Consider the following 25,199-nt stretch of genomic DNA (forward strand, 5'->3'; position numbering starts at 1 on the left):
GCAGGCCCGGCCAGCTAAGCCAAGGACCTATGAAGAATAATCGCAACTATAGCAGTTTCGAAGGCAGTTCGCGTCGCCGCGGCGGCCGCCTGCCGATCATTCCCATCGTCCTTGTCCTGCTGGTCGCCGCCCTGCTCGCCTTTTTCTGGTCGCGCGGCGGGGAAAAGCCGCAGCAGCGCGTCGAAAAGATCATCCCCTCCGAGAAACTGGGTCAGTAAGGCGGATGCGCTGGCCGCGGGCGAATGCCAAATGGGCGCTGGGCAGCTTCGCGCTTGCGCTGACCTTGCCCGTGGTGGCGCAGCAGGCGCCCGAATCGCTGTTGCCCCCCGGCTTCGGCGATGCGCCCGAAGCCCCGGCGGCCGCGCCGCAGCCTGCGCGACCGGCGCAGCCCGCGCCCGGATCGCCCGCCGCGCCGATGGTCCAGCCGCTGCCCGACCAGGGGTTGCCGGACTTGTCGCTGGCGGCCGACGCGACGAACGCGGCCGAGGCGGAACTGACCCCCGAGGAACTGGCGGCGCAGAAGGCCAAATATGACCTGCCCGACACGGCGCGGCGCTCGCTCGACCGCATCGGCCCGCTGACGCCGCAGACACGCGGTTTCGAACCGGACGCCTTCGGCCGGGAATCGGGGCAATATCTGGCGGCGCTGATGCGGCAGACCCATGCGCCGATCGTGTCGCGCTGGGCCTCCATCCTGCTGCGCCGCGCCTTGCTGAGCGCGACCGACACGCCGCGCGGCATCGACGGCGCGGACTGGGCGGCGGAGCGCGCCTGGCTGCTGCTGCGCATGGGAGAGGCGGACAGCGCCCGGCTGATGGTGCAGAGCGTCGATTCCGACCGCTACAGCCCGCGCCTCTATGCCATCGCGATGCAGACCTATCTGGCGAGCGCGGACCCTGCGGGCCTGTGCCCGCTGTCGGAAGGGGCGCTACGTTTCTCCAAGGAGCCGGGCTGGGACATGACCCGCGCGATCTGCCCGGCGCTGTCGGGCGATCAGGGCATGGCGAGCGGCGCGCTCAACCAGGCGCAGCGCCGCGGGGTGGTGCGCGGCATCGACTATCGGCTGGCGGAAAAGGTCGTCGGCACCGGCTTCAATGCCCGCCGCTCGGTCAAGATCGAATGGGACGGCGTCGATCGGCTCACGGCCTGGCGCTATGGCCTGGCGACCGCGCTCAACGTCGAGATACCCGAGGATCTCTACGCCACGGCGGGGCAGCATGTCCGCGCCTGGGAAGCGCGCGCGCCGGCGCTGACGGCGCTGCGGCGGCAGCCGGGGGTGGATATTGCCGCGCGGCTGGGGGTGTTTTCCAATGCGGCGCTGGTCGGCTTCTATGGCCAGCTGGGCAGTGACGGGGATGCGCCCGCCGATATCGCGGACAAGATCGAGGCGCTGCGCGCCGCCTATGCGGGCGCGACAGTGGCGGACCGGATCGGGGGGATGCAGAGCTGGTGGCAGGATGGCGCGAAGCCCGACTATGTCGGCCTGATCGCCACCGCGCGTGCCGCGGCCGCGCTGCCGGTCGCGCAGGCTTCGGCGCAGGATGCCGCCAATCTGGTCGCCGCCATGCTGACCGCCGGCTATGACCGCAATGCCGCGCGCTGGGCGCAGGCGATCGGCCGACTGGACGGCGAGGGCGCGTCGCAATTCTGGGCGCTGCTGGCCGTCGGCGCACCCAGCCCGGTGGTGGATATCAGTTCCGGCCGCGTATCATCCTATGTCGGCGAGGTCGGGCCGGAAAAGGGGCGGATGCTGATCGCCGCCCTCGCCGGCCTGGCGCGCCTGTCGCCGCAGGATGGCGCCGCGCTGGCGCAGGACAATGGCGTGGCGCTCGCCCCCAACAGCCGCTGGGCGCGCGCCATCGGCGCGGCGGCGCAGCGGGGCGAAAAGGCGACGGTGGCATTGCTCGTCGCGGTGGGGATGCAGGGGCAGGACTGGACTCACCTGCCGCCCGCACATCTCTATCATGTCGTCGCCGCGCTCCACCGGGTCGGGCTGGACCCGGAGGCGCGGATGATCGCCGCCGAGGCGATCAGCCGCATCTGACCATGGGGCAGGAGGATGCCGCCCTGGTCGACCGTTTCCTCGAAATGATGGCGGCGGAGCGCGGCGCGTCGCGCAACACGCTGCTGGCCTATCGCGCCGACCTGGCGGGCGCGGGCGATGTACTGGGCGACCTTGCGTGCGCCACCCGCGACGGGCTGGGCACGCTGGCGGCGGCCTGGGCGGAGCTGGCGGCGTCTTCCGTCGCGCGCAAGACGTCCGCTTTGCGGGCCTTCTACGGTTTTCTTGAAGAGGAAGGATTGCGCGCCGACAATCCCTCCGCCGCCTTGCCCCGCCCGGTGACGCGGCGATCCCTGCCCAGGATATTGTCCACAGCGGAAGTCGACCGTTTCTTCGCGCTGATCGCCGAGCGGATCGACGTGGAGCATCCCGCGCCGCTCGACCTGCGCCTGTCCGCGCTGATCGAACTCCTCTACGGATCGGGCCTGCGCGCGACCGAACTGGTATCGCTGCCGCGCCGGGCGCTGGCCGCCGACCGGCCCTTCCTCATCCTCAAGGGCAAGGGCGCGCGCGAGCGGCTGGTGCCCATTTCCGACCGCGCGCGCGCCGCCGTCGCTGCCTGGCTGCCCCATGTGGCGGCGGACAGCCCCTGGCTGTTCCCGTCGGGCAAGAGCCATCTGAGCCGCATCCGCCTCTATCAGCTGGTCAAGGCGCTGGCTGCCGCCGCCGGCATCGCGCCCGAACGGGTCAGCCCCCATGTGCTGCGCCACGCCTTCGCGACCCATCTGCTGGAAGGCGGGGCGGACCTGCGCGCCTTGCAGGCGATGCTGGGTCATGCCGACATCGGCACGACCCAGATCTACACCCATGTCGACAGCCGGCGGCTGGTCGAGCTGGTCAACCGACGCCATCCGCTCGCGACCATGCCGACAAGGAACGCGCATCGCCGCGTTGACGGCGAAGCGCCAGCACCGTAACGCGTGGCGCCATGGTAAGCTTTCTGGAATTCGAGAAGCCGATCGCTGAGCTGGAAGCGCGCATTGTCGAACTGCGCGCCACCGCCAGCGTGGGGGACATCAACATCGACGGCGAGATCGCGACGCTGGAACAGCGCGCGGCGAAGCTGCTCAAGGACACTTATGCGAAGCTGACGCCCTGGCAGAAGACCCAGGTGGCGCGGCATCCCGACCGTCCGCATTTCAAGGACTATGTCGCGGGCATGTTCGACAATTTCATGCCGCTTGCCGGCGACCGCGCCTTTGCCGACGATCAGGCGATCATCGGCGGCTTCGCGACGCTTGGCGAGCGCAAGGTCATGGTGATCGGTCACGAGAAGGGCGACGACACGGCCAGCCGCGTGCGCCACAATTTCGGCATGGCCAAACCCGAAGGCTATCGCAAGGCCATCCGCCTGATGGAGCTGGCGGATCGCTTCGGCCTGCCGGTGGTGACCCTGGTCGACACGTCGGGCGCCTTTCCGGGCGTGCAGGCGGAGGAGCGCGGCCAGGCCGAAGCCATCGCCCGGTCGACGGAAGCCTGTCTGGCGCTGGGCGTGCCGATGGTCGCGGCGGTGGTGGGCGAAGGCGGATCGGGCGGCGCGATCGCGCTGGCGGCGGCCAATCGCGTGTTGATGTTTGAACATGCGGTCTATTCGGTGATCTCGCCCGAAGGCTGCGCATCGATCCTGTGGCGGACCGCCGACAAGGCGAGCGACGCGGCGACCGCGATGCAGGTGACGGCGCAGCATCTGAAATCGCTGGGCGTGATCGATCGCATCGTGGCCGAGCCGGTGGGCGGCGCGCATCGCGATCCGGTGCAGGCGATCGCCAGCCTGGGCACGGCGATCGAGGCGGAACTGGATTCGCTCGATGGCATGGGCGCGCAGGCGCTGCGTACCGACCGCGCCGACAAATTCCTCGCCATCGGCGTCTGACTTCCCTCGCTTTTTCGGGAACAGCCCGCCATTTTCGCTCGTTACGTGCCGGTAACGTCGAAGGGTGAGGGTTTATGAACTGGAAGATTGCGTTGGGCTGCTCGGGGGCGGTGCTGGCGATGGGGTTGAGCGCGCCGATGGTGATCGGGCAGCAGCGCGCGATTCGCACCGTGTCGTCCATCAGCCAGCAGGACAAGGCGAGCGGCGCGAAGCAGCACCCCGAACTGCTCAAGGAATTTGGTGGCGCCTATGCCGGGCCGCAGGCGCGCTATGTGGAGACGGTCGGGCGCCGGATCGCGGTTCAGTCCGGCCTTTCCAACGCGCAGAGCGATTTCACCGTTACCCTGCTCAACAGCCCGGTGAACAACGCCTTCGCCATCCCCGGCGGCTATGTCTATGTCACGCGCCAGCTGATGGCGCTGATGAATGACGAGGCGGAACTGGCGGGCGTGCTGGGTCATGAGGTCGGTCATGTCGCCGCCCAGCATGGCCAGCGGCGCCAGCAGGCCGCACAGCGCAATGCCATCGGCGGGGCGCTGCTGGGCGTTCTGGCCGGCGCGTTGCTGGGCGATTCGGGCCTGGCCGGGCTGGTACAGAAGGGGATCGGCACGGGCAGCCAGCTTCTGACCCTCAAATTTTCCCGCAGCCAGGAATATGAGGCCGACGACCTCGGCATCCGCTATCTCGCGTCGGCGGGCTATGATCCCCGCGCCCTCTCCGAAATGCTTGCCTCGCTGGCGGCGCAGAGCAATCTGGACGCGCAACTGGCCGGCAGCGCCCGGTCCATGCCCGAATGGGCCAGCACGCACCCCGACCCGGCCTCACGCGTGGACCGGGCGGCACAGGCGGCGGCCGCGACTCGCGCCGGCAGCACGGTGCGCAATCGCGACGCCTTCCTCAATGCCGTGAACGGCGTCCTCTATGGCGATGATCCCCGGCAGGGCGTGATCGAGGGCAACCGCTTTCGCCATCCGGACCTGCGTTTGAGTTTCACCGCGCCCAGCGGCTTCGGCATGGAAAATGGTACGGATGCCGTGTCGATCACCGGATCGGGCGGGCAGGCGCAGTTCGGCGCCGCGCCCTATTCGGGCAATCTGGCGGCTTATGTCGACAGCGTCTTCGCCCGGCTGGGCGGCAGCGATGGCGGCGTGCCCGCAGGCGAGGTGAGCCGCACGACGGTTGGGGGCATCCCCGCCGCCTGGCGCACGGTGCGCGCCTCGACCCAGTCGAGCCAGGTCGACGCGACCGTCTTCGCCTATGATTTCGGTGGTGGGCGTGCCTATCATTTCCTGCTGCTGACGCCGGCAGGGCAGGGCATCGGCCCCTTTACGCCGATGGTGCAATCGCTTCAGCGCCTGTCGAGCCAGGAGGCGGCGGCGATCCGGCCGCGTCGCGTCCAGTTGGTGACTGTCAAATCCGGCGACACCGTCCAGTCGCTCAGCCGCCGCATGGCCTATAGCGACTATCCCGTGGAGCGTTTCCGGACGATCAACGGGCTGGCCGCCAATGCCGCGCTGCGACCGGGGCAAAAAGTGAAGATCATCGGCTGGTGACAACGAAAAGGGGCGGCGGACTCGCGTCCGCCGCCCCTTTTGTCATGCTGGGAGAGGCTTAGAGCTTTTCCGAGACATTGTTGAAGGTGCTGCCGAGCTTGCTGCCCAGGCTGGTCATGGCGCCAATGGCGGCGACGGCGATCAGAGCGGCGATCAGGCCGTATTCGATCGCGGTGGCACCCTTTTCATTCTTCAGCATCTTGCGGATGAACTGCATGTGACGTCTCCTTGAATGGATTAATCCGTTAAACTACCCGGCCGCCCCGCTTGGTAATTCGTGGTCAGCAAGGACGGGATTAGAACAGCTCGGTTGAAAAAGGCTTAATGGGATGAACGAAGCTGTCAGATATTGATGGTTAATTCTTCGTTACTTCTGTCGCGACATTGTTCCACATGCCGATTGTCCTGTCGGCGACATTGGAGAGCGCCGCAGTCATGGCGAGCACGACCATAGCTATGATGAGGGCATATTCGACCGCGGTCGCGCCGCGTTCGCACCGCAACAGCCCTCGACGGGTGATGATTTCGAAAAGCCCGCGCATCATATCCCCAGTTCGCTACAGACAGTCCCCGACAGACGTGTAAAGCAGCCAGGGTTAACAAAGCCCTCTCATCCGGACCGATATGACGCCCATTTCTCCCCTGTTCGTCGTTGCCGTGGCGTTGATCGATGCCGATGGCCGCGTGCTGTTGCAGCAGCGTCCGCCGGGCGGGACCATGGCGGGCCTGTGGGAATTTCCCGGCGGCAAGGTCGAGTCGGGCGAAACGCCGGAGGCGGCGCTGGTGCGCGAGCTGGAGGAGGAACTGGGCATCGAGACCCATGCCAGCTGCCTGGCACCCGCGACGTTCGCCAGCGAGCCGCTGGGCGATCGCCATCTGCTGCTGCTGCTCTATGTCTGCCGCAAATGGCGGGGACAGCCCGAGCCGCGCCATGCGACGGCGCTCAAATGGGCGCGCCCCGCGCAGATGTACGGGCTGGACATGCCGCCGGCGGACCTGCCGCTGATCGGACTGCTGGAAGCGCTGCTGTAACGAAAAAGGGCGAGGCCCACCGCCGGAAGGTGGCCTCGCCCGGGCATGAGTCGCAGGGGCGTGATCCGACGCGGTCGGACCAGGCCGGAAGGGCTGGTCAGTCCTCCGCAGCCTTGCTCTGCAACTGGATATAATTCTGGATGCCCATGCGCTCGATCATCTCGAACTGGGTTTCCAGCGTGTCGACATGCTCTTCCTCGCTTTCGAGGATATATTGGAACAGGTCACGGCTGACATAATCGCGAATCGATTCGCAATAGGCGATCGCGTCCTTCAGCACCGGCAGCGCCTCATATTCCAGTTCGAGGTCGGCCTTGAGGATTTCCTCCACCGTCTCGCCGATCTTCAGGCGGCCGAGCAGCTGGAAATTGGGCAGGCCGTCGAGGAACAGGATGCGCTCCGCCACCTTGTCGGCGTGCTTCATCTCGTCGATCGATTCGGAATATTCGAACTTGGCCAGTTTCTCGATGCCCCAATGGTTGAGCATCCGATAGTGGAGGAAATATTGATTGATCGCGGTCAACTCATTCTTGAGGACCTCGTTCAGAAAGTCGATGACCTTCGGGTCGCCTTTCATGGCGCTATACTCCGGCTGTTTCGGGAACGCCGGGATTATAAGCCTAATGCAGGCATCTGTTAAGTCGAAAACCCTTGAAAATCAGGGCTTTTTTACTGCGCTATTGCGTCGGCTTCGCGATTGGCTGGTGCGCTTGATTTGCAATTTTATCAGGCGGATGCGCGTTCCGCCGCGATGATGGTGCGGGCGAAGGATACGCACTGGCCGCATTTGGGCCGGCGGCCGAAACGGGCATAGGCGTTGCAGGGCGTATCGGCGCCATCGCGCGCGGCTTCCCGCAGATCCTTTTCTCGAATGGCATTACAAACGCAGACGACCATCGCGGCTCTTCTCCTGATGAAGGAGAGATAGCGCAGATGATAATAGGTCGCAATAGTAATCAGCTGCTCCTGCGAATCTTTTGCACTGCACCATGGCTGAGACTGCGCCACAGCCATTCGGCTGGCCCCATGGCGAAGCGAGTCGCATAAGGCTGCGACCAGAGCAGCATCGCCGCCCAGGCGCCGACCACGAACAACGGCAGCAGCGCCGGCCGGACATGGCCGAATAGGCCAAGCCCCCAGCCATAGAAGATCGCCGTCATGACGAGGCTGGCGCCCAGATAATTGCTGAGCGTCATCCGCCCCGCCGCCGCGATCCGGCCGACCAGCGTGCTGTCCCGGTGCCGCGCCAGCAGCCAGAGGATAAGCGCCGCCCATCCGACCGTCAGCGGGATGCGGAAGGGCAGCGACCAGGCAAGCGCCGCGCCATAAGTGGGGAGCGGCGCGAATCCGCTCCACCACACCCAGAGCGCCAGCGCGGCCATCGGCGGCACCCCGATCAGGAAGCAATGGCGGGCAGTCCGGCGATATTGCTCCATATCCCAGTTTCCGGTCAGGAAGCCGCCCTTCAGCATCGCCATGCCGAGCAGCATGAAGCCCAGCGTCTCGAACGCGTTGAACAGCAGTCCCCACAGCCAGTCGCCGGGGAAGGCGGCCAGCTTCATGTGCAGGATGGCGGTGAAACCGCTGCGATAGGTGGCGATTTCGGCCTGGGTTGCCGGGTCGGCGGGATCGGACAGGGCGGCCATGAAGCCGGTGAAGCCCTCGCGCATCGCCGCGCTGGCGTCCGCCCCGGCGGCGGCATGGCCCCACAGATAGAGGCTGCCGATGAACGCGGCCAGCAGCAGGAACTGGAACAGGAAGAAGAGGAAGGCGCGCTTGACCAGCGCCAGCGGCTCCAGCCCCGCGAAGGGCAGGGCGAAGAGGGCGACGATCGCATAGACGCGCAATATGTCGCCCCACCAGAGCAGGAAGAAATGGGCGCAGCCGATGACGAACAGCCAGAAGGCGCGAATCATCTGCGTCCGCCGGCCATCGCGACCCGCCATCTCCTCCCGGTCGATCAGCAGCAGCATGGATGCACCGAACAGCAGGGCGAACAGGCCGCGCATCTTGCCATCGACGAAGATCAGGCTGACCGCCCAGAAGCCGATGTCGCCGGCCGAGAGCGGCCCCGCCACCGCGGGGTTGAAATAGGCGTTCTGCGGCAGGGCGAAGGCGGTGATGTTCATCCACATGATGGCCATCACGGCGCAGCCGCGCAGCACGTCCATGGCGGGAATGCGGGGGGATGCGGTCATGCGGCGGCGTTTCCTTGAACGGGCTGGTCAGAGCGCCGAGGCTCTGCCATCCGCCTAGAGCCTTTCCACAAAAGGTGGAAAGGCTCTTGTTCTTTGTGGCCGCATTTTCCAAGGCGTGGACCGTGAACGGTGAACGGAAAATGCGCCAGCCATGAACGATGGCCGCAAGCGACGGATAAGCGACGCCTTCGGTGCGGCGGCCGAGCATTATGAGGCTCATGCCGGGCCGCAGCGGCTGGCCGCGTCGCTGGTGGCCGACCTCGCCCGGCGGCAGCGGCCCGGCGGCGTGGCGCGTATCCTGGAAATCGGGTGCGGCACGGGTCTGCTGACGCGCGAGATACAGGCGCGCTGGCCAGGCGCGGACCTGATCGCGACCGATATTTCGCCCGCCATGCTGGAACAGGCCGCGTCGCACGGCCGGATCGCGGGCACATTCCTGACGATGGATGGCGAAGCGCCGTCCTTCGACGGGCCATGGTTCGACCTGATCCTGTCCAGCCTCGCCTTCCAGTGGTTCGACGACCTGCCGGCCGCGATCGCGCGGCTCGCGGGGCTGCTGCGGCCGGGGGGCAGCCTGATCTTCTCGACCATGGGGCGGGGCAGCTTCGCCGCCTGGCGGGCCGCCCATGACGCCGCCGGGCTGGCAAGCGGGGTGCCGGACTATCCCTCGCTGGATGCCCTGCGCGCGATGCTGGCGGGGCAGGACGATGCCTTCGCCTTCGCGGAGACGGTGGCGCTGGAGGGCAAGGGCGCGCGCGCGCTGCTGGCCCATCTCAAGGGGATCGGCGCGGTGGTGCCCGGCGAAGGGCATCGCCCGTTGGGGCCGACCGCGCTGCGCCGGGTCATGGCCGCCTATGACGCGGCGGGCGGCCGCGACGTCTATCAGTTGCTGCTCGGCCGGGTGACGCGCGCGTTCCAGGCATAGGGGCCGATGATCGTGCCCACGAAGCCGCCGGCCAGCTTGGTGCTGAGGAATCGGATATCGACATCGGAAGCGAGGACGCTCTCCGCCCCGCCGCTTGCATAGCTGGCGCGCATCCGGCCGCCATCCATGGCGAGAGACAGGGTGAGGGGCATGGACGGATCGACCGGGGCGGAGGCGATCAGCCGGTCGCTGTCCGATCCTTCCCGCGCCATCAGGACGATATGGGGCGCTCCGTCGCTCTGCATGATGCCGAAGAAGAGGAAGTTGCGGTCCGACTGGACCGCCATCAGCCCGGCCCGGTCGCCTTCGGCATCGGGGCGATAGTCGAGACGGGTCGAGACGGTCGCGACATGGTGCTGCTGGCGTCGCCCGATGAAGGCAGGTGCGGCCGACAGGTCGCCCAGGGCGGTCGCGCCATCCAGCACCAGAGCGCCCTGCTCCAGCCGGTAGAAGGGGCGCATCGGCGTGCGGACGCCGATCCAGGCGGGGCCGAGCCGCGGGCTGCTGAAGTCATCGCGATAGGAAAAATCGCCGCTCGTTGGCGGCGTGCCGGTGGAGCCTGCGGGCAGGCGCGGGCGCGGTGCCGCATAGGGGATGGGCTGGCCTTCGGGCAGGATATGGGGCCAGCCGTCGCGCCACGTCACGGGCAAAAGGAAGGTCTCGCGCCCGATATTGTAGAGGTCGGGACCATAGGGGCGGGTGGCGAGGAAGGTCGCCCACCAGTCTCCATCCTCAGTCTGCACCAGCTTGGCATGGCCGGCGGACGTCACCGGATGCGGGCGTGCGGGGTCCAGGCTGCGCTGGCTGAGGATGGGGTTGCCGGCATGGGGGGTGTAGGGACCGCGCAGGCCGCGGGACCGGAACACCACCTCGCTATGCTGGTCGCCGGTGCCGCCTTCCGCCGCGATCAGGTAATAATAGCCTTCTCGCTTCAGCAGGTGAGGGCCTTCGATCCACGCGGGCTTGCGGGCGATGTCGACGCCGCCATTGACGATCTGGGTCGATTCGCCGGTCATGCGGAGGTTGCGCCAGTCGAATTCCTGCACCCAGATGGCGCGATGCCCGTCATAGCGGGCCGGCTCCGCCGGCGCCCGGTTGTTGACGATGAAGGCGCGGTCGCCCTCCCAATAGATGGACGGGTCGATCCCCTCGAAGGGCAGCCAGCAGGGCTTCGACCATGGTCCGGACGGATCGGGCGCGGTCATGACGAAATTTCCGCCGCATGTCACGCAGGTTCCAACCAGGTAGAACAGGCCGTCGTGAAAGGAGATGTCGGGCGCGAACATGCCCAGCGTGATGCGCTTGCCGGAGAAGTCGAACTGGTCGGGGCGGTCGATCGCATTGCCGATCTGGCGCCAGTTCACGAGATCGGTGGACGTGAAGATCGGCAGGCCAGGATAATGGGCGAAGGAGGAATTGACGAGATAATAGCGGTCGCCGACGCGGGTGATGGACGGGTCGGGATAATAGCCCGACAGGATGGGATTGCGATAGTCGCCGGGGCCGGGCGTCACCTGCTCCTGGGCGCGGCCGTCATAGCGGAAATCGTCGAACCGGGCCGGTCCGGCAACCGCCGGTTCCGTGACGACCGGCATGGCGATGGTGGCGAGCAACCAAAAGACCGCGCGTGACGCTGTGCGCAAAATCCCTCTCCCTTTCCTTTCGCGCGAGCATAGGAGAGTGGAACTGATAGCGCTATCAAAAACAGGAGCGTCAGCGCGCCGATTTGCGGATCATCAGCTTGAGGCCGGACCAGACGGCATCGACGGCGCACACCTTCACATCGGCCAGGTCGGTCGTGGGCAGCACGGCCGCGCGGATGACGCCCTCCGTGATATCGGTCGGCACCCTGGACGCTTTCTTGGGCCAGCTGACCCACAGGAAGCCGGTGGGCGCGAGCAGGGGCCGCAGCGCCGCGATCCGGGCCGCCATGGTCGCGCGGTCGCTGACGAAGATATGGGCGGCGTCGATCGGCGCTTCCGGTGCGGGCAGGGGAATGACGCCGCTGTTGCCAATCTCCGCCGCGACGCTGGCGGGCATATCCTCCCACCAGGCGCGCAGGCCGGGTTTGAGGCTGAGCTTCCTGGCCAGCGGGGTGCCGGAATAGCCGGTGGTCATGTCTCGCCCTCCGTTGTTAAGATGGCGCGCGGCACAGCATCATCGCAGCGCCCTCCTCGCAAGCGGGAACGATCGCGCGTCAGTCAGGCAACCGCTCGAAACCCAGGCCAATCGTCAAGTCGTCCCAATACGGATTCAACTCTACGATCAGCGCCATCTTCCAGGCGCGGTTCCATTGAGCCGCTTTTCACGCAGGATCGCTTCATCCATCGAGCCATGCTGCTCGAACCACATCAGCTGCCTGACGCCATAGTCCTGCGGGAAGCCGGGAACCACACCTGTGCGATGCTGGCGGATGCGCATCGCACAAGGCTACCCTCTCCGTCGTTTCCGCGAAAGCGGGAACCCAGCGCGCCTTCTGCACTCCGGTTGCGCGACGAGAAGTGGGTTCCCGCCTGCGCGGGGACGACGAGTGTCGTTAGAGTTCGTTGTTCATCAGCGCAGGGAAGAAGCCTTCATGCGCGGTGCGCAGCATGTCGAGCGGGACGCCCGCGACACTGTCGCCGCCGGTCGTGCCGATCTTCACCGCACCGGCAATCTCGACGCCGGCCGGGGCCGCGACGACATAGCGGCCCTGATCCTCGCCGAAGGCCGAAGCCGTGGTCAGCGCCACCTCCAGCGTCGCGCCGATCCCGCCGGCGAGCGCCATTTCCGCGATCGTCACCAGCAGGCCGCCATCGGCGACGTCATGCACGGCGTTGACCTGGCCCGCCGCGACCAGCGCGCGGACGGTGTTGGCATGGGTCCGCTCGGCTGCGAGATCGACCTTCGGGGCGTCGCCCGCTTCACGACCGGCAATCTCGCGCAGCCAGATCGACTGACCGAGGTGAGTGCCCAACGCGCCGTCCGGCCCGCCGATCAGCCAGATCGCGTCGCCCTCATTCTTGAACGCCACGGTCGCCATCACGTCGACATCCTTGAGCAGGCCGATGCCGCCGATCGCCGGTGTCGGCAGGATCGCCGAGCCGCCGCCAGTCGCCTTGGATTCATTGTAGAGGCTGACATTGCCGGACACGATCGGGAAGTCGAGCGCGCGGCAGGCGTCGCCCATGCCGTCGAGGCAGCCGGTCAGCTGCGCCATGATCTCCGGGCGCTGCGGGTTGGCGAAGTTGAGGCAGTTGGTGACGGCGAGCGGGGTCGATCCGACCGCGCTCAGATTGCGATAGCATTCGGCGATCGCCTGCTTGCCGCCCTCATAGGGATCGGCATAGCAGTAGCGCGGGGTGCAGTCGGTGCTGATCGCGATGCCCTTGCGCGTGCCATGGACGCGCACGACCGCGGCGTCGCCGCCGGGACGCTGCACCGTGTCGGCGCCGACCATATGGTCATATTGCTCCCAGATCCAGCGACGGCTGGCGATGTCGGGCGACGCCATCAGCGTCACCAGATCGGCGCCGATATCCGCGCTCTCGGCGATCTCGCCCAGCGGCGCGACATTGGCCCAGCGCTTGTAGTCGTCCTTCGGCATCGAAGGACGGTCGTAGAGCGGCGCGTCGTCGGCCAGCGGGGCGAGCGGAATGTCGCACACCGTCTCGCCCTTGTGGACCAGCACCATGCGGCCGGTGTCGGTGACATGGCCGATGACCGCGAAGTCCAGCTCCCACTTGCGGAAGATCGCTTCGGCGAACGCTTCGCGGCCGGGCTTGAGCACCATGAGCATCCGCTCCTGGCTTTCCGACAGCATCATCTCATAGGCGGTCATGCCGGTTTCGCGCTGCGGCACGTCGTCCATGTTGAGCTGGATGCCGACGCCGCCCTTCGACGCCATCTCGACGCTGGAGGAGGTGAGGCCCGCCGCGCCCATGTCCTGGATCGCGACGATCGCGTCGGACGCCATCAGTTCCAGGCACGCCTCGATCAGCAGCTTTTCGGTGAACGGGTCGCCGACCTGCACGGTCGGGCGCTTGGCATCGGCGTCGTCGCCGAAATCGGCCGAGGCCATGGTCGCGCCATGGATGCCGTCGCGGCCGGTCTTCGACCCCACATAGACGATCGGATTGCCGACGCCGCTGGCTGCCGAATAGAAGATCTTGTCGGTGTCGGCGACGCCCACGGTCATCGCGTTGACCAGGATGTTGCCGTCATAGGCGGGGTGGAAATTCACCTCGCCGCCCACGGTCGGCACGCCCACGCAATTGCCGTAGCCGCCGATGCCATGGACCACGCCCGCGATCAGATGCTTCATCTTCGGGTGGTCGGGGCGGCCGAAGCGCAGCGCGTTCATGTTCGCCACCGGGCGCGCGCCCATGGTGAACACGTCGCGCAGGATGCCGCCGACACCCGTCGCCGCGCCCTGATAGGGTTCGATGTAGCTGGGGTGGTTGTGGCTCTCCATCTTGAAGATGGCGGCCTGGCCGTCGCCGATGTCGACCACGCCGGCATTTTCGCCGGGGCCGCAGATGACCTGCGGGCCGGTGGTCGGCAGCTTCTTCAGGTGAATCCGGCTGGATTTATAGCTGCAATGTTCCGACCACATGACCGAGAAGATGCCGAGTTCGGTCAGGTTCGGTTCCCGGCCGAGGGCGTGCAGGACGCGGTCATATTCTTCCGGGCTGAGGCCATGTTCGGCGACGACTTCCGGGGTGATCTGGGTGGCGGTGCTGGACATGAGCGCGCCTTTAGCGAGGGCGTGCGCGAATCACAATGGTGGGCGTGCAGGATGGGGCTTCGGATGATTGTCGAAGCGTGCCGCGCATGGCGAGAAGGGGTGGGACGCGGACGGTCTGCTGCTAAGCGATAATCAGTAGGAAGCTGACATTTGGCATGTTCTAAGCATTGCGGTAGAACGAACAAATGGCTCTGACACAGCAAACATTTCTCAACGAGAAGACTTGGCCAATTTACGTCTCGGTTGAGCCTTGGCCCCAATGCTTTGAGCTAATGCCCAATGATTGCCTGACACTAACGTGGGATGGTCCAGACGTCGGCGACGCCTCGCAAGTTGAGTGGATCAACGACAAGGAGATTATCGTCTGGCCCGAGGGCAACATCGACGCGATAGAGTATCTCATTAACGGCAAACCTGCGAAGGATCGCAGTTGGGACTTCAAATTCCCTATCGTTTCACCACAAAAAAAGACCGGATTTTGGTCCGCTATCAAGCGCATTTTCGGCTAGTCGGAAGGACCGGCATTGGTCGCTATCGGGCATAGGACTGGCCCCTCCAAGGCATCCACCAAAACCAGATCGGTGGTGAAGCTCCCTTTTGATTAGGACCAAACGCAAAATCCCCTTTTCCGTTCTGAACATCAGTCAACGCGGTCAGGAGGTCGTTGCACCGTTCCTCTCCCACAAACAGCTCTAAGCGGTCGGTCGTCAGCTGCAACTGAAGGTCAGAAAAGGACGGGTCAAAAATGATCCTAAGCTTTTCGAAATCATCGTTCTTCGGATCGCCGTAGCCCGGCACGGACGAAATCGATGGTGTCGGCCGACTAAGCCTGATGGTCCTATGGACGGCTTCAGCGACGGATCGCATGTAGGTGAGCAATTCAACCAATGCGCCGCACGCGGCTGGTTCGGCTGAAAAGTGCCACCCCTTATGCGAACTTTGGGAGGCCGAGTAGCGCCAGACAAAAACCTGTCCGCGCATCTGCCAGTTCGCGACATCTTCGTTCATTCGACCATCCTAGCAGGCATCACACGCGTCCGCTATTGGCGCACGTCGCGTCCTCGCTGTAAGGCAAAAAGTGGTCGCTTGCTGCCATACATGCTCCTCAGGCCCGCCCTGATCCGGAGCCCGCTTTCTGGCGCAGCCGACGAAGAGGGCCGATCCCGGATTAGGTCCGGCGTTGCGGGCGATCGACTCTCGTCGCCAAATCGCGTCCCGATCCCGCCCAAGAAAAAGGCCGGACCTTGGGGAAGGTCCGGCCCGCTTGAACCAAAAGGGAAGCCCCGTCTCAGACGTGGCAGGCCTGTGCGCCCTTGCCCGGCACGGTGATCGTGACGTCGTCGCCCGAACCCTTGATTTCATAGCCGCCCTCGGCGGTGAAGGGCTGACCGGCTTCGGCAGCCTTCAGCGCGGTGGGGGCGCCGTTCTTTTCGGTGCGCAGGATCGCGGTCTTTTCGTCGCTCATAAAGTCGACGAAGAACAGGCTGTTGTCCTTGCAGCGGAACTGCTTGTTGGCCTTGACCGACGGCGGCAGTTCGACCGGCGCTGCGTTGGCGAGCTGGGCCGCCATGGGGTCGGCCGGGCCGCCCACGACTTCGGGTTCGTCATTCTTGTTGCAGGCGGACAGCAGCGCGACGGCGGCAACGGCGATCAGGGGGAGATGAGATTTCATAGCGGTCCTTCTATGTGCATGGGCGACATGGTGCGTCAACGCAAAATAGCGGTTTTCCCGCCATGTCCCCTGATATGGCGTCATGACTGTTTGATGACGAGGCAGGCGGACCGGGCAAGGGGCGAACGCCTTATTGCCGGTCGGCCCGGAGCGATCGGTCATAATTGGCTGCGCCGGGCTTGACCGGCGGACGGGGCGCGGCCAATGCAGGGGCATGGCTGAGGACATTTCCAACCCCGATCCCGCAACCCTGTCGTTCGAGGATGCGCTGCGCGCGCTCGAACAGATCGTCCGCCGGCTGGAAAGCGGCGACGTGCCGCTGGACGAGTCGATCTCGCTCTATGCGCGGGGCGAGGAACTGCGCAAGCGCTGCGCCGATCGCCTCCAGGCGGCCGAGGCGCGGATCAGCCGACTGACGGTCGATGCCAGCGGCGCAGTGACCGGCGCGCAGCCTTTCGGCGCGGACTGATCGCATGAAGGGGGGAGGGGGCGTCTCCGCGGCCGCACTGGTGACGACGCGCGCGACCATCGTCGCGCAGCAGATCGACGCCGCTTTCGACCGGCTGCTGGCGGTACCCGACGATCCGCGCCGTCGCCTTTATGAAGCGATGCGCCATGCCGCGATCGGCGGCGGCAAGCGGCTGCGCCCGCTGCTGGTGCAGGCGGCGAGCGACCTGTTCAACATTTCCCGCGACTCGGCGCTCCGGGTCGGCCTCGCGATCGAGTGCATCCATGTCTATTCGCTGATCCATGACGATCTGCCGGCGATGGACGATGACGACATGCGCCGGGGCAAGCCGACCGTTCACAAGGCCTTTGACGAGGCGACGGCGATCCTGGCGGGCGACTGCCTGCACGATCTGGCGTTCCAGATCCTCGCCGACGAGGAGACCCATCCCGACCCCTTCGTGCGGGTGGAACTGGTGAAGGCACTGGCGCTCGCCAGCGGCCCGGCGGGCATGGCCGGCGGGCAGATGATGGACCTGGAAGCGGAAACGACCCGCTTCGACCTCGCTACCGTGACGCGGCTCCAGAATCTCAAGACCGGTGCGCTGATCGCCGTCTGTGTCGATGCCGCCGCGATCATGGCCCGCCTGCCGCACGATGCGCGCACCCGGCTGCATGGCTATGCCCGCGACATCGGCCTCGCCTTCCAGATCGCCGACGACCTGCTCGACGTGGAGGGGGACGAGGCGCTGGCCGGCAAGGCGCTTGGCAAGGATGCGGCGGCGGGCAAGGAAACCTTCGTCTCGCTGCTCGGCGTCGAGCCGGCGCGGGAACGGGCGCACATGCTGGTCGCCCAGGCGAAGGCGCATCTTCACAATTTCGGCGCGGAGGCCGACCTGCTGCGCGCCATTGCCGACTATATCGTGGAAAGGGACCGCTAGGCCATGACGAAACAGCGCATCGGCGTCTATCCCGGCACGTTCGATCCCATCACCCTGGGGCATATGGACATCATCCGGCGCGGCGCGAAGCTGGTCGACAAGCTGGTGATCGGCGTGACCACCAACATCGCCAAGTCGCCCATGTTCTCTGACGAGGAGCGGCTGGAGATGGTGCGCCGCGAATGTGCGGGCATCGATGCGGAGATCGTCGTCACAGGCTTTAATTCGCTGCTGATGGACTTTGCCGAATCGCAGGGGGCCAGCGTCATCATCCGCGGCCTGCGCGCTGTCGCGGACTTCGAATATGAATATCAGATGGCGGGGATGAACCAGCAGATCAACGGCCGGGTCGAAACCGTCTTCCTGATGGCGGACGTCTCGCTCCAGCCGATCGCGTCGCGGCTGGTCAAGGAAATCGCCCTGTATGGCGGCCCGATCCACAAGTTCGTCGGCCCCGTCGTGCGCGACGAGGTGGTGGCGCGGGTCGCGCAGCTCGGCCGCAAGGGGCAGGGCTGAAAAACGCCGCCTGAACCCGTTTCAGCCTGCGTTCAGTTGCCAATCGCGATCAGCGCGCTATCAGGGCGCCTTGCCCCCAGGCGACAAGAGATCAAGGAATGTCTTACCCCATGCGTTTAACTCGCGCGCTCAAGACCGTGGCGATCGGCTTCGCCCTCACCGCGTCCGGCCTCGCCTATGCCCAGGGCGGCGGTGGCGGCAATGCAGAGGATCTGAAGAAGTCGGAAGCCGCCGCGCGCGCGCAGGAAAACGCCAAGTCGCTGGGTTCCGACCCGACGGTCAAGCTGCCGCCCGCCACCGTGCCGGCCGACCCGCAGAATATCTGGGATCTCGACCTGTCGAGCGGCGGCCGCGTGCGTATCCAGCTGCGTCCCGACATCGCGCCGGGCCATGTTGATCGGATCAAGGAGCTGACGCGCCAGGGCTTTTATAACGGCCTGAAATTCCACCGCGTCATCCCCGGCTTCATGGCGCAGGGCGGCGATCCCAAGGGCGACGGTACCGGCGGTTCGCAGTTGCCCGACCTCAAGGCCGAATTCAACCCGATGCCCCACCTGCGTGGCACGGTGTCGATGGCCCGCGCCCAGAGCGAGGACAGCGCCAACAGCCAGTTCTTCATCGTGCTGCTGCCCCGGATGCAGCTCGACAAGAAATATACCGTCTTCGGCCGCGTGATCGAAGGGATGCAATATGTCGACGCGATCGCCCAGGGCGAACCGCCGGCCAACCCGACCCTGATCCTCCAGGCGTCGATCGAAAGCGACGGCAAGCCGCCGGTCACTGCGCTGCCCGCGCCGCCGCCGTCGTCGGCGCCATCGATCATCGACACGCCCGCCGCGCCTGCGCCGAAGCGGAAATAAGCCGGTTCGTCCGGCCGTCCAGCCATGCGCGTAGACCTGTTCGATTTCGACCTGCCGGCGGAGAATATCGCGCTCCGGCCCGCTTCCCCGCGCGACAGCGCGCGGCTGCTGCTGGTGCCCGGCGACGGCGCCATGCAGGACCATGTCGTGCGCGACCTGCCGTCGCTGCTGCGCGCCGGCGACGTGCTGGTGTTCAACGACACCAGGGTCATTCCCGCCCAGCTGGAGGGGATGCGCGGCCAGGCGAGGATCGGCGCGACCCTGCACAAGCGGCAGGGGCTGCGGCAATGGCAGGCCTTCCTGCGCAACGCCAAGCGGGTGCGCGCGGGCGACCGCATCGATTTCGGTGCGGGCGTCACGGCCATCGCGGGCGCGCGCGACGAGGATGGCGGGGTGACGCTGGATTTCGAGGGCGAGGAGCCGGTGGAAGTCCTGCTGGAGCGGGCGGGCCGGATGCCGCTGCCACCCTATATCGCCAGCAAGCGCCCGACCGACGACCGCGACCGCCGCGATTACCAGACCATGTTCGCGCGCGAGGATGGCGCCGTCGCCGCGCCCACCGCCGCGCTGCATTTCACCCCCGACCTGATGGCCGCGATCGGCTCGGCGGGCGTGAGGACCGAAACGCTGACGCTGCATGTGGGCGCGGGCACCTTCCTGCCGGTCAAGGCCGACGATACCGACGATCACCGGATGCACGCCGAATGGGGCCGGATCGACGCCGCGACGGCCGAGCGCCTGAACGCCGCGCGCGCAGCCGGGGGGCGGCTGATCGCGGTGGGCACCACGTCGCTGCGCCTGCTTGAAAGCGCGTGCGGCGAGGACGGCCTGCTGCGCCCCTTCGCCGACGAGACGCGGATATTCATCACGCCGGGCTATCGCTTCCGCGCGGTGGACGGGCTCATGACCAATTTCCACCTGCCCAAGTCGACGCTCTTCATGCTGGTGTCCGCGCTGATGGGCCGCGAACGGATGCAAGAGGTCTACGCCCACGCGATCGCGACGGGCTATCGCTTCTATTCCTACGGGGATTCCAGCCTGCTCCTGCCGAGGTGACGGGCGAGCGCAAGCCGTCGCATTCCTGCCCGGAGACGGCTGTCGCCCGCCGGCGGGTTCGCTGACAGCGGCTCCGCTCGCCCGTTCGACCGGTTCGGCCATACTCACGAAGAGGCAGAGCGCTTTTCTCACGCGGACACGCGCGATTCGCGCGTATAGTGCCGCCATGGCGGCACGCGCGGAATATCTGGTTCGCAAGTGAAACCTTTTCCGTCTCGCGCGTTGAAGCTCTCAGGCGTTCAGAGGAGGAGGGTATATGCAGATTGCATTCGGGACGGCGCGGCCGTCATTCGCCAGGGGATTCATCCCTCTGTATCATAGCGGGGAAACCAACCGCTGCCCGGCCTGCACGCGGCAGCATTGGATCGTCGGTCGGATGGTCGCGGAATGCGCCTTTTGCGGGACGGCGCTGCCGCTGGAGCAGTTCAGCACCTATGGCGGCGTGCATGGCGATCGACCGGAGCCGGCCGCCGGTTCTGCGCCAAAGCCATTGCGCGCAGCCCCCTGAACGGTCAGCCCCGGCCCACGAACAGGAATCCCACCGCGCCCATTATGCAGGCGAAGGCGGCAAGATGGCGCCAGTGCAGCGGCTCGCCCAGCACCGTCACCATGAAGCCGCCGAAGATGATGAGCGCGATCGCCTCCTGCGCGACCTTGAGCTGGCCCGCGCTCCAGCCCTGCGCGTAACCCATGCGGTTCGCGGGCACCGCCAGGCAATATTCGATGAAGGCGATGCCCCAGCTGATCAGGATGACCAGCAGGATCGGCTTGTTCATGCCGCCCTTCAGATGCCAGTACCAGGCGACGGTCATGAACAGGTTGGACAGGGCCAGCAGGATCAGGGTCGGCATCAATCTCTCGCACGGGACGGGGTCGACGCTTTGGCACTGTCCGGCCCGTGCGCGCAAGCGGGCATGGAAAAGGCCCGGTCATGCCGACCGGGCCTTCCATTCATCATCCGCGCTCAGCGATAGCGGTTGCCGCCATAGCCGGTCGTGCTGCTCGCCGTGCCCTCGCTGCTCCAGCCACCGCGATCCTCGTCACGATCACCGAACAGGGCATTCTGCTCCCGCTCGGTGCGCCACGCGTCCTGCGCCTGGCTCGCGGTCTTTTCCAGCGTCACCTTGGTCGCATCGACCGACTTGATCCAGCTGGACGGGATGGAGTGATGCACGCCGCCCGCATCCTCGTCATTCTTGGTCAGGATGATGCGGTCGCCGCGCAGCTTGTCGACGGTGCCGACATGCTCGCCGTCGCTGCCGACCACTTCCATATGTTCCCGCACCTGGCTGATCGCCTGGCGCTGTTCGCTGCGGCGGGTGCGCCAGCTGCCGAACTCGCTGTTGAAGCGGTCGCGATGTTCGCGCTGATATTCGGCATAGTCGCGGTCCAGCTCGTCGATCCGCTGCTGGCGCCAGCTGTGATAGTTGCTGTCATGATGCGCGCCATAGTCCTGGGTCGGCCCATAGGCGCGGATGCGCTGGCCATGATCCTCGCTGCCAAAGCCGCTGCGTTCGCCGGTGTAGGGCGCATGGCCGCGATTGGGCAGATAGTCGCTGCGCGCCGCCGACGCATAGCCCAGCCGGCTCGACTGGTCGCGCGGGTCGCCATAGGGGCGGTTGTAATATTCGTCATATTCGCGCCGGCGTTCGGCCTCTTCGTCGCCGAACCAGCTGCGAACCTCGTCGCCCGCGCGGTCGAGGAAGCCGCGTTCCTCATAATCATAGTCGGCCGGGGGTCGGCGATAGTCCGGGCCGCCGAACTGGCCGCGCGTGCCGTAGCGGGAGCTCCGATCATCGCGGTCGCCCTGTGCCCGATACCGGTCTCCGCGGTCCCAGCCGGCCGAATAGCGATCCTCGCCATAGCGGCGTCCGCCTTGATAACCCATCGTCCTTCTCCTTGGTCTGTCCTGGCGACGCATTATCGGCGTCGTCGGGGCATCAATGGCCGGGCGGGGCCATCGTTCCGGGCGTTACGCAGGAGTAATGTCTGGCTGGGACACCGCCTCGCCGCGCGGAAATCGCGGGCGCTTCCTGCCCCTTGATCGAGATCAGCAATGGCCGCGATTTTTTCGGCAAAAGACCGTTGCAAGGCCCAAAAGCCTCGCCTATAGGCAGCGCTCCTTCAGGGGCCTTAGCTCAGCTGGGAGAGCGCGTCGTTCGCAATGACGAGGTCAGGGGTTCGATCCCCCTAGGCTCCACCAACCTCCTCACCGGGGTTGATCCGAAGGACTTTACCGCCCGTGCGGCAAGCGCCTAGAGCGGTTTCCATGACAGATGAAGATGATGCGGGCCGTCCCGCCGCGACGGTGGTGATCCTGCGCGACCGGCCGGCCGCGACCTCCGCGATATTGTCCCCCGAAATATTGCCGCCCGAAATATTGATGGTGGAGCGGGCGTCGACCATGGCTTTCGCCGCCGGCGCGCTGGTCTTTCCCGGCGGCGCGGTGGACGAGGCCGACCATGCGCTGGCCGCGCGGCTCGACCATGACCTGGCGCCGGACGAGGCGGCCGCCCGCATCGCCGCGATTCGCGAGACGATCGAGGAAGCGGGGCTGGGGATCGGTCTGGCCGGGCTGGTGGACGCCGCATCGGTGCTGCGGCTGCGCGATGGCTTGCATGACGGCAGGCCGCTCGGCGATCTGCTGGACCGGCATGGCCTGGGCATCGCGTTCGAAGCGCTGACCCCCTTCGCGCGCTGGCACCCCGCGCCCTTCGAGCGGGCCGCGCGGGTGTTCGACACGCGTTTCTACCTGGCCCGCGCGCCGGAGGGGCAGATGGCGAGCGTCGATTCGACCGAGAATGTGCGGCTCCTCTGGAGCAGCGCGGCCGAGGTGCTGGCGCGCTGCGACGCGGGCGAGGGAAGGATCATCTTTCCCACCCGGCGCAATCTGGAGCGGCTGGCGCCCTTCGCCTCCCACGCCGATCTGGTGGCCCATGCGGCGGCCTTTCCGGTCGAGAAGGTGCGGCCATGGAAGGAGGAGCGGGACGGGGAGGCGCATCTCTGCATCCCCGATCATCTCGGCTATCCGGTTACGTCGGAACCCATGCGGCAGGTCCGGCGTGCTTAGGGGATGCGGAAACTTCATCTGACCCTTCGTCGTGTCGTCCTGCTGGGTGGCGCGCTGCTGCTGCTGTTCCTCGGCCATGCCTGGCTGCGCCAGCGGCCGCAGGATCTGCCCTGGACCGACCTCGACCTCGCGCAGCCGGTCGGGCTTTTCACCGGGCGCAAGCTGGCCGCGCTGACCGGCGATACGGCCCGGTGCCGGGCACTGCTCGACGGGGCCGGCGTCGATTATGTGGCGATGAAGCCGGGCGGCGACGGTCAGTGCGCCTATGCCGACGCGGTGCGGCTGAAAGGGGAAGCGGACGCCATCGCCCTGTCGCCCGCGTCAGTCGCGCCGTCCTGTCCGGTGGCGGCCGCGTTCAGGTTGTGGGAATGGCAGGTGGTGCAGCCCGCCGCCCAGCGCATCTATGGCCAGCCGGTCCGCAGCATTCGCCATTTCGGCAGCTATAGCTGTCGCCGCATGTACGGCCGCAGCCAGGGCGATTTCAGCGAACATGCCACCGCCGACGCGATCGACGTGGCGGCCTTCGTGCTGGCGGACGGGCGGCAGGTCAGCCTCGTCAACGACTGGAAGGGGGAGGGGAAGGACGCGGCTTTCCTGCGCGCAGTGCGCGACGGGGCGTGCGACCTGTTCTCGACGGTGCTGTCACCTGATTACAATGCCGCCCATCGCGATCATTTCCACCTCGACCAGGCGGAACGCGGCGCCATGGGATGGCGGGCGTGTCGCTAACGAATGCCGTGTGACTTACTGCCCGAACCCGGCATCCCGCGCCACGCTCACCGCCTCGCGCGCCGCGGCCAGCAGCGCGCCGCTCTTGGCCTCGCATTCGCGCTGCTCATAGTCGGCGTTCGAATCGGCGACGATGCCCGCGCCCGCCTGGACGTGCATGATGCCGTCCTTGAGCACCGCCGTGCGCAGCACGATGCAACTGTCCATATTGCCGTCCGGCCCGAAATAGCCGACCCCGCCGGCATAGGCGCCGCGCGTTTCCGGCTCCAGTTCCGCGATGATCTCGCAGGCTCGGACCTTGGGCGCGCCCGAAACGGTGCCCGCCGGAAAACCCGCGAACAGTGCGTCGATCGCATCCTTGTCGGGCGCGAGGCGGCCGACCACGTTGGACACGATGTGCATGACATGGCTGTAAAATTCGACGCTGTAGCTTTCCGTGACCGTCACCGTTCCGGCGGCGGCGACGCGGCCGACATCGTTGCGGCCCAGGTCCAGCAGCATCAGATGCTCGGCCCGTTCCTTGGGATCGGCGAGCAGGCTTTCGCGATTGGCGGCGTCCTCGACCGCGCTTTTGCCACGCGGGCGGGTGCCGGCGATCGGGCGGATCGTCACCTCTCCATCGCGGGCGCGGACGAGAATTTCCGGTGACGATCCGATCAGCGCGAAGCCTGGCAGGTCGAGATAATAGAGGAAGGGCGACGGATTGATCCGCCGCAGCGCGCGATAGAGGGCGATCGGCGGCAGGGTGAAGGGACTTGTGAAGCGCTGGGCCAGCACCACCTGGAAGATGTCGCCCGCGACGATATAGTCCTTGGCCGCGTCCACCATCTGCGCATAGCGGCCCGGTTCCAGCACGGGCGTCACTTCCACGTCAGCGATGTCGGCCGGTGCGGGCAGGGGGGGGAGCGGCGCGGCGAGGCGCGCGGCGGTGGCGTCGATCCGCTCAAGTGCCGCCTCGATCGCCTTTTCGGCATCGGCGAAGCTGCCCTTCCACACCGGCGAGACGATATAGAGCTGATCGGCCAGCCGGTCGAAGATCAGGATCACGGTCGGCCGCACGAACAGCATGTCGGGTACGCCGATCGGATTGGGTGCCGGGCGGGGCAGCTTTTCGACCAGCCCAACCGTTTCGTAGCCGAAATAGCCGACCAGGCAGGCGAGCGCAGCGGGCAGCGCGGCGTCCATCTCCGCCCGGCATTCCGCCACCAGCGCGCGCAGCGCATCGAGCGCGCCGGCCTGTTCGGGCACGAAGGCGTCGCGGTCGGTCGCCCATTGCCGGTTGATCTCGGCGCTCTGGCCGTGCGCCCGAAAGACCAGGTCGGGGGCGAGGCCGATCAGGCTGTAGCGGCCGCGCACCGCGCCGCCCTCGACCGATTCCAGCAGATAATCGCCGCGATCGGACTCGAACAGCTTGAGCGCGGCGGAGATCGGCGTGTCGGTGTCGGCGATCTGCCGCCGCCACACCAGGGCCGATTCGCCCCGCGCCAGAGCCGCGCGCGCACTCGTCACGCCGTCCAAGCCCCCGATGCCCATTGCCCC

The 25,199-nt window shown here is 66.6% G+C and carries 30 protein-coding genes and 1 tRNA gene; 17 read left to right on the forward strand and 14 right to left on the reverse strand.

Going from position 1 to position 25,199, the window contains the following annotated elements:
- Window positions 1–29 precede the first annotated feature (29 nt).
- From A7Q26_RS17135 to A7Q26_RS17155, 5 genes are all read left to right on the forward strand, one after another.
- Complete coding sequence (locus A7Q26_RS17135; RefSeq protein WP_066861949.1) at window positions 30–218, forward strand: hypothetical protein; 189 nt, start codon at window positions 30–32, stop codon at window positions 216–218.
- Between the two features lie 5 nt (window positions 219–223).
- A complete protein-coding gene (locus A7Q26_RS17140; protein WP_066861952.1) occupies window positions 224–2,044 on the forward strand; it encodes a hypothetical protein in 1,821 nt (606 codons plus the stop codon).
- 2 nt (window positions 2,045–2,046) lie between these two features.
- Window positions 2,047–2,979, forward strand: coding sequence for a tyrosine recombinase (locus tag A7Q26_RS17145; protein ID WP_066861955.1), 933 nt, complete (start codon window positions 2,047–2,049; stop codon window positions 2,977–2,979).
- Between the two features lie 11 nt (window positions 2,980–2,990).
- Window positions 2,991–3,935: an acetyl-CoA carboxylase carboxyltransferase subunit alpha gene (locus tag A7Q26_RS17150; RefSeq protein ID WP_066861956.1), complete on the forward strand. Its 945-nt coding sequence runs from the start codon at window positions 2,991–2,993 to the stop codon at window positions 3,933–3,935.
- Window positions 3,936–4,009: 74 nt separating this feature from the next.
- Entirely contained in the window at window positions 4,010–5,488 is a 1,479-nt protein-coding gene (locus tag A7Q26_RS17155; protein WP_066861959.1) for a M48 family metalloprotease, read from the forward strand.
- 58 nt (window positions 5,489–5,546) lie between these two features.
- Here the strand turns inward: A7Q26_RS17155 and A7Q26_RS17160 are convergent, their stop codons facing one another.
- Together A7Q26_RS17160 and A7Q26_RS17165 are read right to left on the reverse strand one after the other, a co-directional pair.
- Window positions 5,547–5,705: a Flp family type IVb pilin gene (locus A7Q26_RS17160; protein WP_066861962.1), complete on the reverse strand. Its 159-nt coding sequence runs from the start codon at window positions 5,703–5,705 to the stop codon at window positions 5,547–5,549.
- 139 nt (window positions 5,706–5,844) lie between these two features.
- Window positions 5,845–6,030: a Flp family type IVb pilin gene (locus tag A7Q26_RS17165; RefSeq protein ID WP_066862871.1), complete on the reverse strand. Its 186-nt coding sequence runs from the start codon at window positions 6,028–6,030 to the stop codon at window positions 5,845–5,847.
- Window positions 6,031–6,112: 82 nt separating this feature from the next.
- On the opposite strand from A7Q26_RS17165, the gene A7Q26_RS17170 reads away from it, so the two are divergent.
- Window positions 6,113–6,520: a (deoxy)nucleoside triphosphate pyrophosphohydrolase gene (locus tag A7Q26_RS17170; RefSeq protein WP_066861965.1), complete on the forward strand. Its 408-nt coding sequence runs from the start codon at window positions 6,113–6,115 to the stop codon at window positions 6,518–6,520.
- 97 nt (window positions 6,521–6,617) lie between these two features.
- Here the strand turns inward: A7Q26_RS17170 and bfr are convergent, their stop codons facing one another.
- From bfr to A7Q26_RS17185, 3 genes are all read right to left on the reverse strand, one after another.
- Window positions 6,618–7,097 (reverse strand): bacterioferritin, encoded by a 480-nt coding sequence (gene bfr, locus A7Q26_RS17175; RefSeq protein ID WP_066861968.1) that lies wholly within the window; start codon window positions 7,095–7,097, stop codon window positions 6,618–6,620.
- Between the two features lie 149 nt (window positions 7,098–7,246).
- A complete protein-coding gene (locus A7Q26_RS17180) occupies window positions 7,247–7,417 on the reverse strand; it encodes a (2Fe-2S)-binding protein (protein ID WP_066861972.1) in 171 nt (56 codons plus the stop codon).
- A gap of 59 nt (window positions 7,418–7,476) precedes the next feature.
- A complete protein-coding gene (locus A7Q26_RS17185; RefSeq protein ID WP_066861975.1) occupies window positions 7,477–8,718 on the reverse strand; it encodes a DUF418 domain-containing protein in 1,242 nt (413 codons plus the stop codon).
- A gap of 151 nt (window positions 8,719–8,869) precedes the next feature.
- Between A7Q26_RS17185 and A7Q26_RS17190 the strand changes: the two genes are divergently transcribed.
- The gene (locus A7Q26_RS17190) at window positions 8,870–9,643 is read left to right on the forward strand and encodes a methyltransferase domain-containing protein (RefSeq protein ID WP_066861979.1); all 774 of its coding nucleotides are present in this window, start codon (window positions 8,870–8,872) and stop codon (window positions 9,641–9,643) included.
- Here A7Q26_RS17190 and A7Q26_RS17195 read toward each other — a convergent pair.
- The 4 genes from A7Q26_RS17195 to purL form a co-directional block, all read right to left on the reverse strand.
- Window positions 9,601–11,238, reverse strand: a complete 1,638-nt coding sequence (locus A7Q26_RS17195) for a glycoside hydrolase family 43 protein (RefSeq protein ID WP_157102614.1) — start codon at window positions 11,236–11,238, stop codon at window positions 9,601–9,603. The genes A7Q26_RS17190 and A7Q26_RS17195 overlap by 43 nt on opposite strands.
- Window positions 11,239–11,356: 118 nt before the next feature.
- Window positions 11,357–11,761 carry a hypothetical protein gene (locus A7Q26_RS17200; protein ID WP_066861985.1) on the reverse strand — a complete coding sequence of 135 codons (405 nt, stop codon included), beginning with the start codon at window positions 11,759–11,761 and terminating at the stop codon, window positions 11,357–11,359.
- 147 nt (window positions 11,762–11,908) lie between these two features.
- A complete protein-coding gene (locus A7Q26_RS25290; protein ID WP_232313847.1) occupies window positions 11,909–12,064 on the reverse strand; it encodes a hypothetical protein in 156 nt (51 codons plus the stop codon).
- Window positions 12,065–12,179: 115 nt separating this feature from the next.
- A complete protein-coding gene (gene purL, locus A7Q26_RS17205) occupies window positions 12,180–14,369 on the reverse strand; it encodes a phosphoribosylformylglycinamidine synthase subunit PurL (RefSeq protein WP_066861988.1) in 2,190 nt (729 codons plus the stop codon).
- A gap of 185 nt (window positions 14,370–14,554) precedes the next feature.
- Between purL and A7Q26_RS17210 the strand changes: the two genes are divergently transcribed.
- Window positions 14,555–14,878: a hypothetical protein gene (locus A7Q26_RS17210; RefSeq protein ID WP_066861990.1), complete on the forward strand. Its 324-nt coding sequence runs from the start codon at window positions 14,555–14,557 to the stop codon at window positions 14,876–14,878.
- A gap of 22 nt (window positions 14,879–14,900) precedes the next feature.
- On the opposite strand, the gene A7Q26_RS17215 is transcribed toward A7Q26_RS17210, so the two are convergent.
- Window positions 14,901–15,377, reverse strand: a complete 477-nt coding sequence (locus tag A7Q26_RS17215) for a hypothetical protein (RefSeq protein ID WP_066861992.1) — start codon at window positions 15,375–15,377, stop codon at window positions 14,901–14,903.
- A 280-nt stretch (window positions 15,378–15,657) separates the two neighbouring features.
- Window positions 15,658–16,041, reverse strand: a complete 384-nt coding sequence (locus tag A7Q26_RS17220; RefSeq protein ID WP_066861994.1) for a hypothetical protein — start codon at window positions 16,039–16,041, stop codon at window positions 15,658–15,660.
- A gap of 214 nt (window positions 16,042–16,255) precedes the next feature.
- On the opposite strand from A7Q26_RS17220, the gene A7Q26_RS17225 reads away from it, so the two are divergent.
- From A7Q26_RS17225 to A7Q26_RS17250, 6 genes are all read left to right on the forward strand, one after another.
- The gene (locus tag A7Q26_RS17225) at window positions 16,256–16,510 is read left to right on the forward strand and encodes an exodeoxyribonuclease VII small subunit (protein ID WP_066861995.1); all 255 of its coding nucleotides are present in this window, start codon (window positions 16,256–16,258) and stop codon (window positions 16,508–16,510) included.
- 4 nt (window positions 16,511–16,514) lie between these two features.
- On the forward strand, window positions 16,515–17,429 hold the full coding sequence (locus A7Q26_RS17230; protein ID WP_066861997.1) for a polyprenyl synthetase family protein: 915 nt from the start codon (window positions 16,515–16,517) through the stop codon (window positions 17,427–17,429).
- A 3-nt stretch (window positions 17,430–17,432) separates the two neighbouring features.
- Window positions 17,433–17,945, forward strand: a complete 513-nt coding sequence (gene coaD, locus A7Q26_RS17235; protein ID WP_066861999.1) for a pantetheine-phosphate adenylyltransferase — start codon at window positions 17,433–17,435, stop codon at window positions 17,943–17,945.
- 110 nt (window positions 17,946–18,055) lie between these two features.
- The gene (locus A7Q26_RS17240) at window positions 18,056–18,805 is read left to right on the forward strand and encodes a peptidylprolyl isomerase (RefSeq protein ID WP_066862000.1); all 750 of its coding nucleotides are present in this window, start codon (window positions 18,056–18,058) and stop codon (window positions 18,803–18,805) included.
- 24 nt (window positions 18,806–18,829) lie between these two features.
- Window positions 18,830–19,861, forward strand: coding sequence for a tRNA preQ1(34) S-adenosylmethionine ribosyltransferase-isomerase QueA (queA, locus tag A7Q26_RS17245; RefSeq protein ID WP_066862002.1), 1,032 nt, complete (start codon window positions 18,830–18,832; stop codon window positions 19,859–19,861).
- Between the two features lie 256 nt (window positions 19,862–20,117).
- Window positions 20,118–20,369: a hypothetical protein gene (locus tag A7Q26_RS17250; protein WP_066862004.1), complete on the forward strand. Its 252-nt coding sequence runs from the start codon at window positions 20,118–20,120 to the stop codon at window positions 20,367–20,369.
- Between the two features lie 4 nt (window positions 20,370–20,373).
- On the opposite strand, the gene A7Q26_RS17255 is transcribed toward A7Q26_RS17250, so the two are convergent.
- Together A7Q26_RS17255 and A7Q26_RS17260 are read right to left on the reverse strand one after the other, a co-directional pair.
- Complete coding sequence (locus tag A7Q26_RS17255; protein WP_066862006.1) at window positions 20,374–20,712, reverse strand: DMT family protein; 339 nt, start codon at window positions 20,710–20,712, stop codon at window positions 20,374–20,376.
- Between the two features lie 113 nt (window positions 20,713–20,825).
- On the reverse strand, window positions 20,826–21,749 hold the full coding sequence (locus A7Q26_RS17260) for a DUF2171 domain-containing protein (RefSeq protein ID WP_066862013.1): 924 nt from the start codon (window positions 21,747–21,749) through the stop codon (window positions 20,826–20,828).
- A 239-nt stretch (window positions 21,750–21,988) separates the two neighbouring features.
- On the opposite strand from A7Q26_RS17260, the gene A7Q26_RS17265 reads away from it, so the two are divergent.
- The 3 genes from A7Q26_RS17265 to A7Q26_RS17275 all read left to right on the forward strand — a co-directional run bounded on the left by A7Q26_RS17265 (window position 21,989) and on the right by A7Q26_RS17275 (window position 23,660).
- Window positions 21,989–22,064 (forward strand) — tRNA-Ala (locus A7Q26_RS17265).
- Between the two features lie 66 nt (window positions 22,065–22,130).
- Complete coding sequence (locus tag A7Q26_RS17270) at window positions 22,131–22,931, forward strand: NUDIX domain-containing protein (protein WP_066862016.1); 801 nt, start codon at window positions 22,131–22,133, stop codon at window positions 22,929–22,931.
- Window positions 22,932–22,934: 3 nt separating this feature from the next.
- Window positions 22,935–23,660, forward strand: coding sequence for an extensin-like domain-containing protein (locus A7Q26_RS17275; RefSeq protein ID WP_066862019.1), 726 nt, complete (start codon window positions 22,935–22,937; stop codon window positions 23,658–23,660).
- A 15-nt stretch (window positions 23,661–23,675) separates the two neighbouring features.
- On the opposite strand, the gene trpE is transcribed toward A7Q26_RS17275, so the two are convergent.
- Complete coding sequence (gene trpE, locus A7Q26_RS17280) at window positions 23,676–25,193, reverse strand: anthranilate synthase component I (RefSeq protein ID WP_198162968.1); 1,518 nt, start codon at window positions 25,191–25,193, stop codon at window positions 23,676–23,678.
- Window positions 25,194–25,199: the final 6 nt, after the last annotated feature.

Origin of the sequence: Sphingobium sp. TCM1 (assembly GCF_001650725.1) — a bacterium.
In the GTDB taxonomy this organism is placed as follows: domain Bacteria; phylum Pseudomonadota; class Alphaproteobacteria; order Sphingomonadales; family Sphingomonadaceae; genus Sphingobium.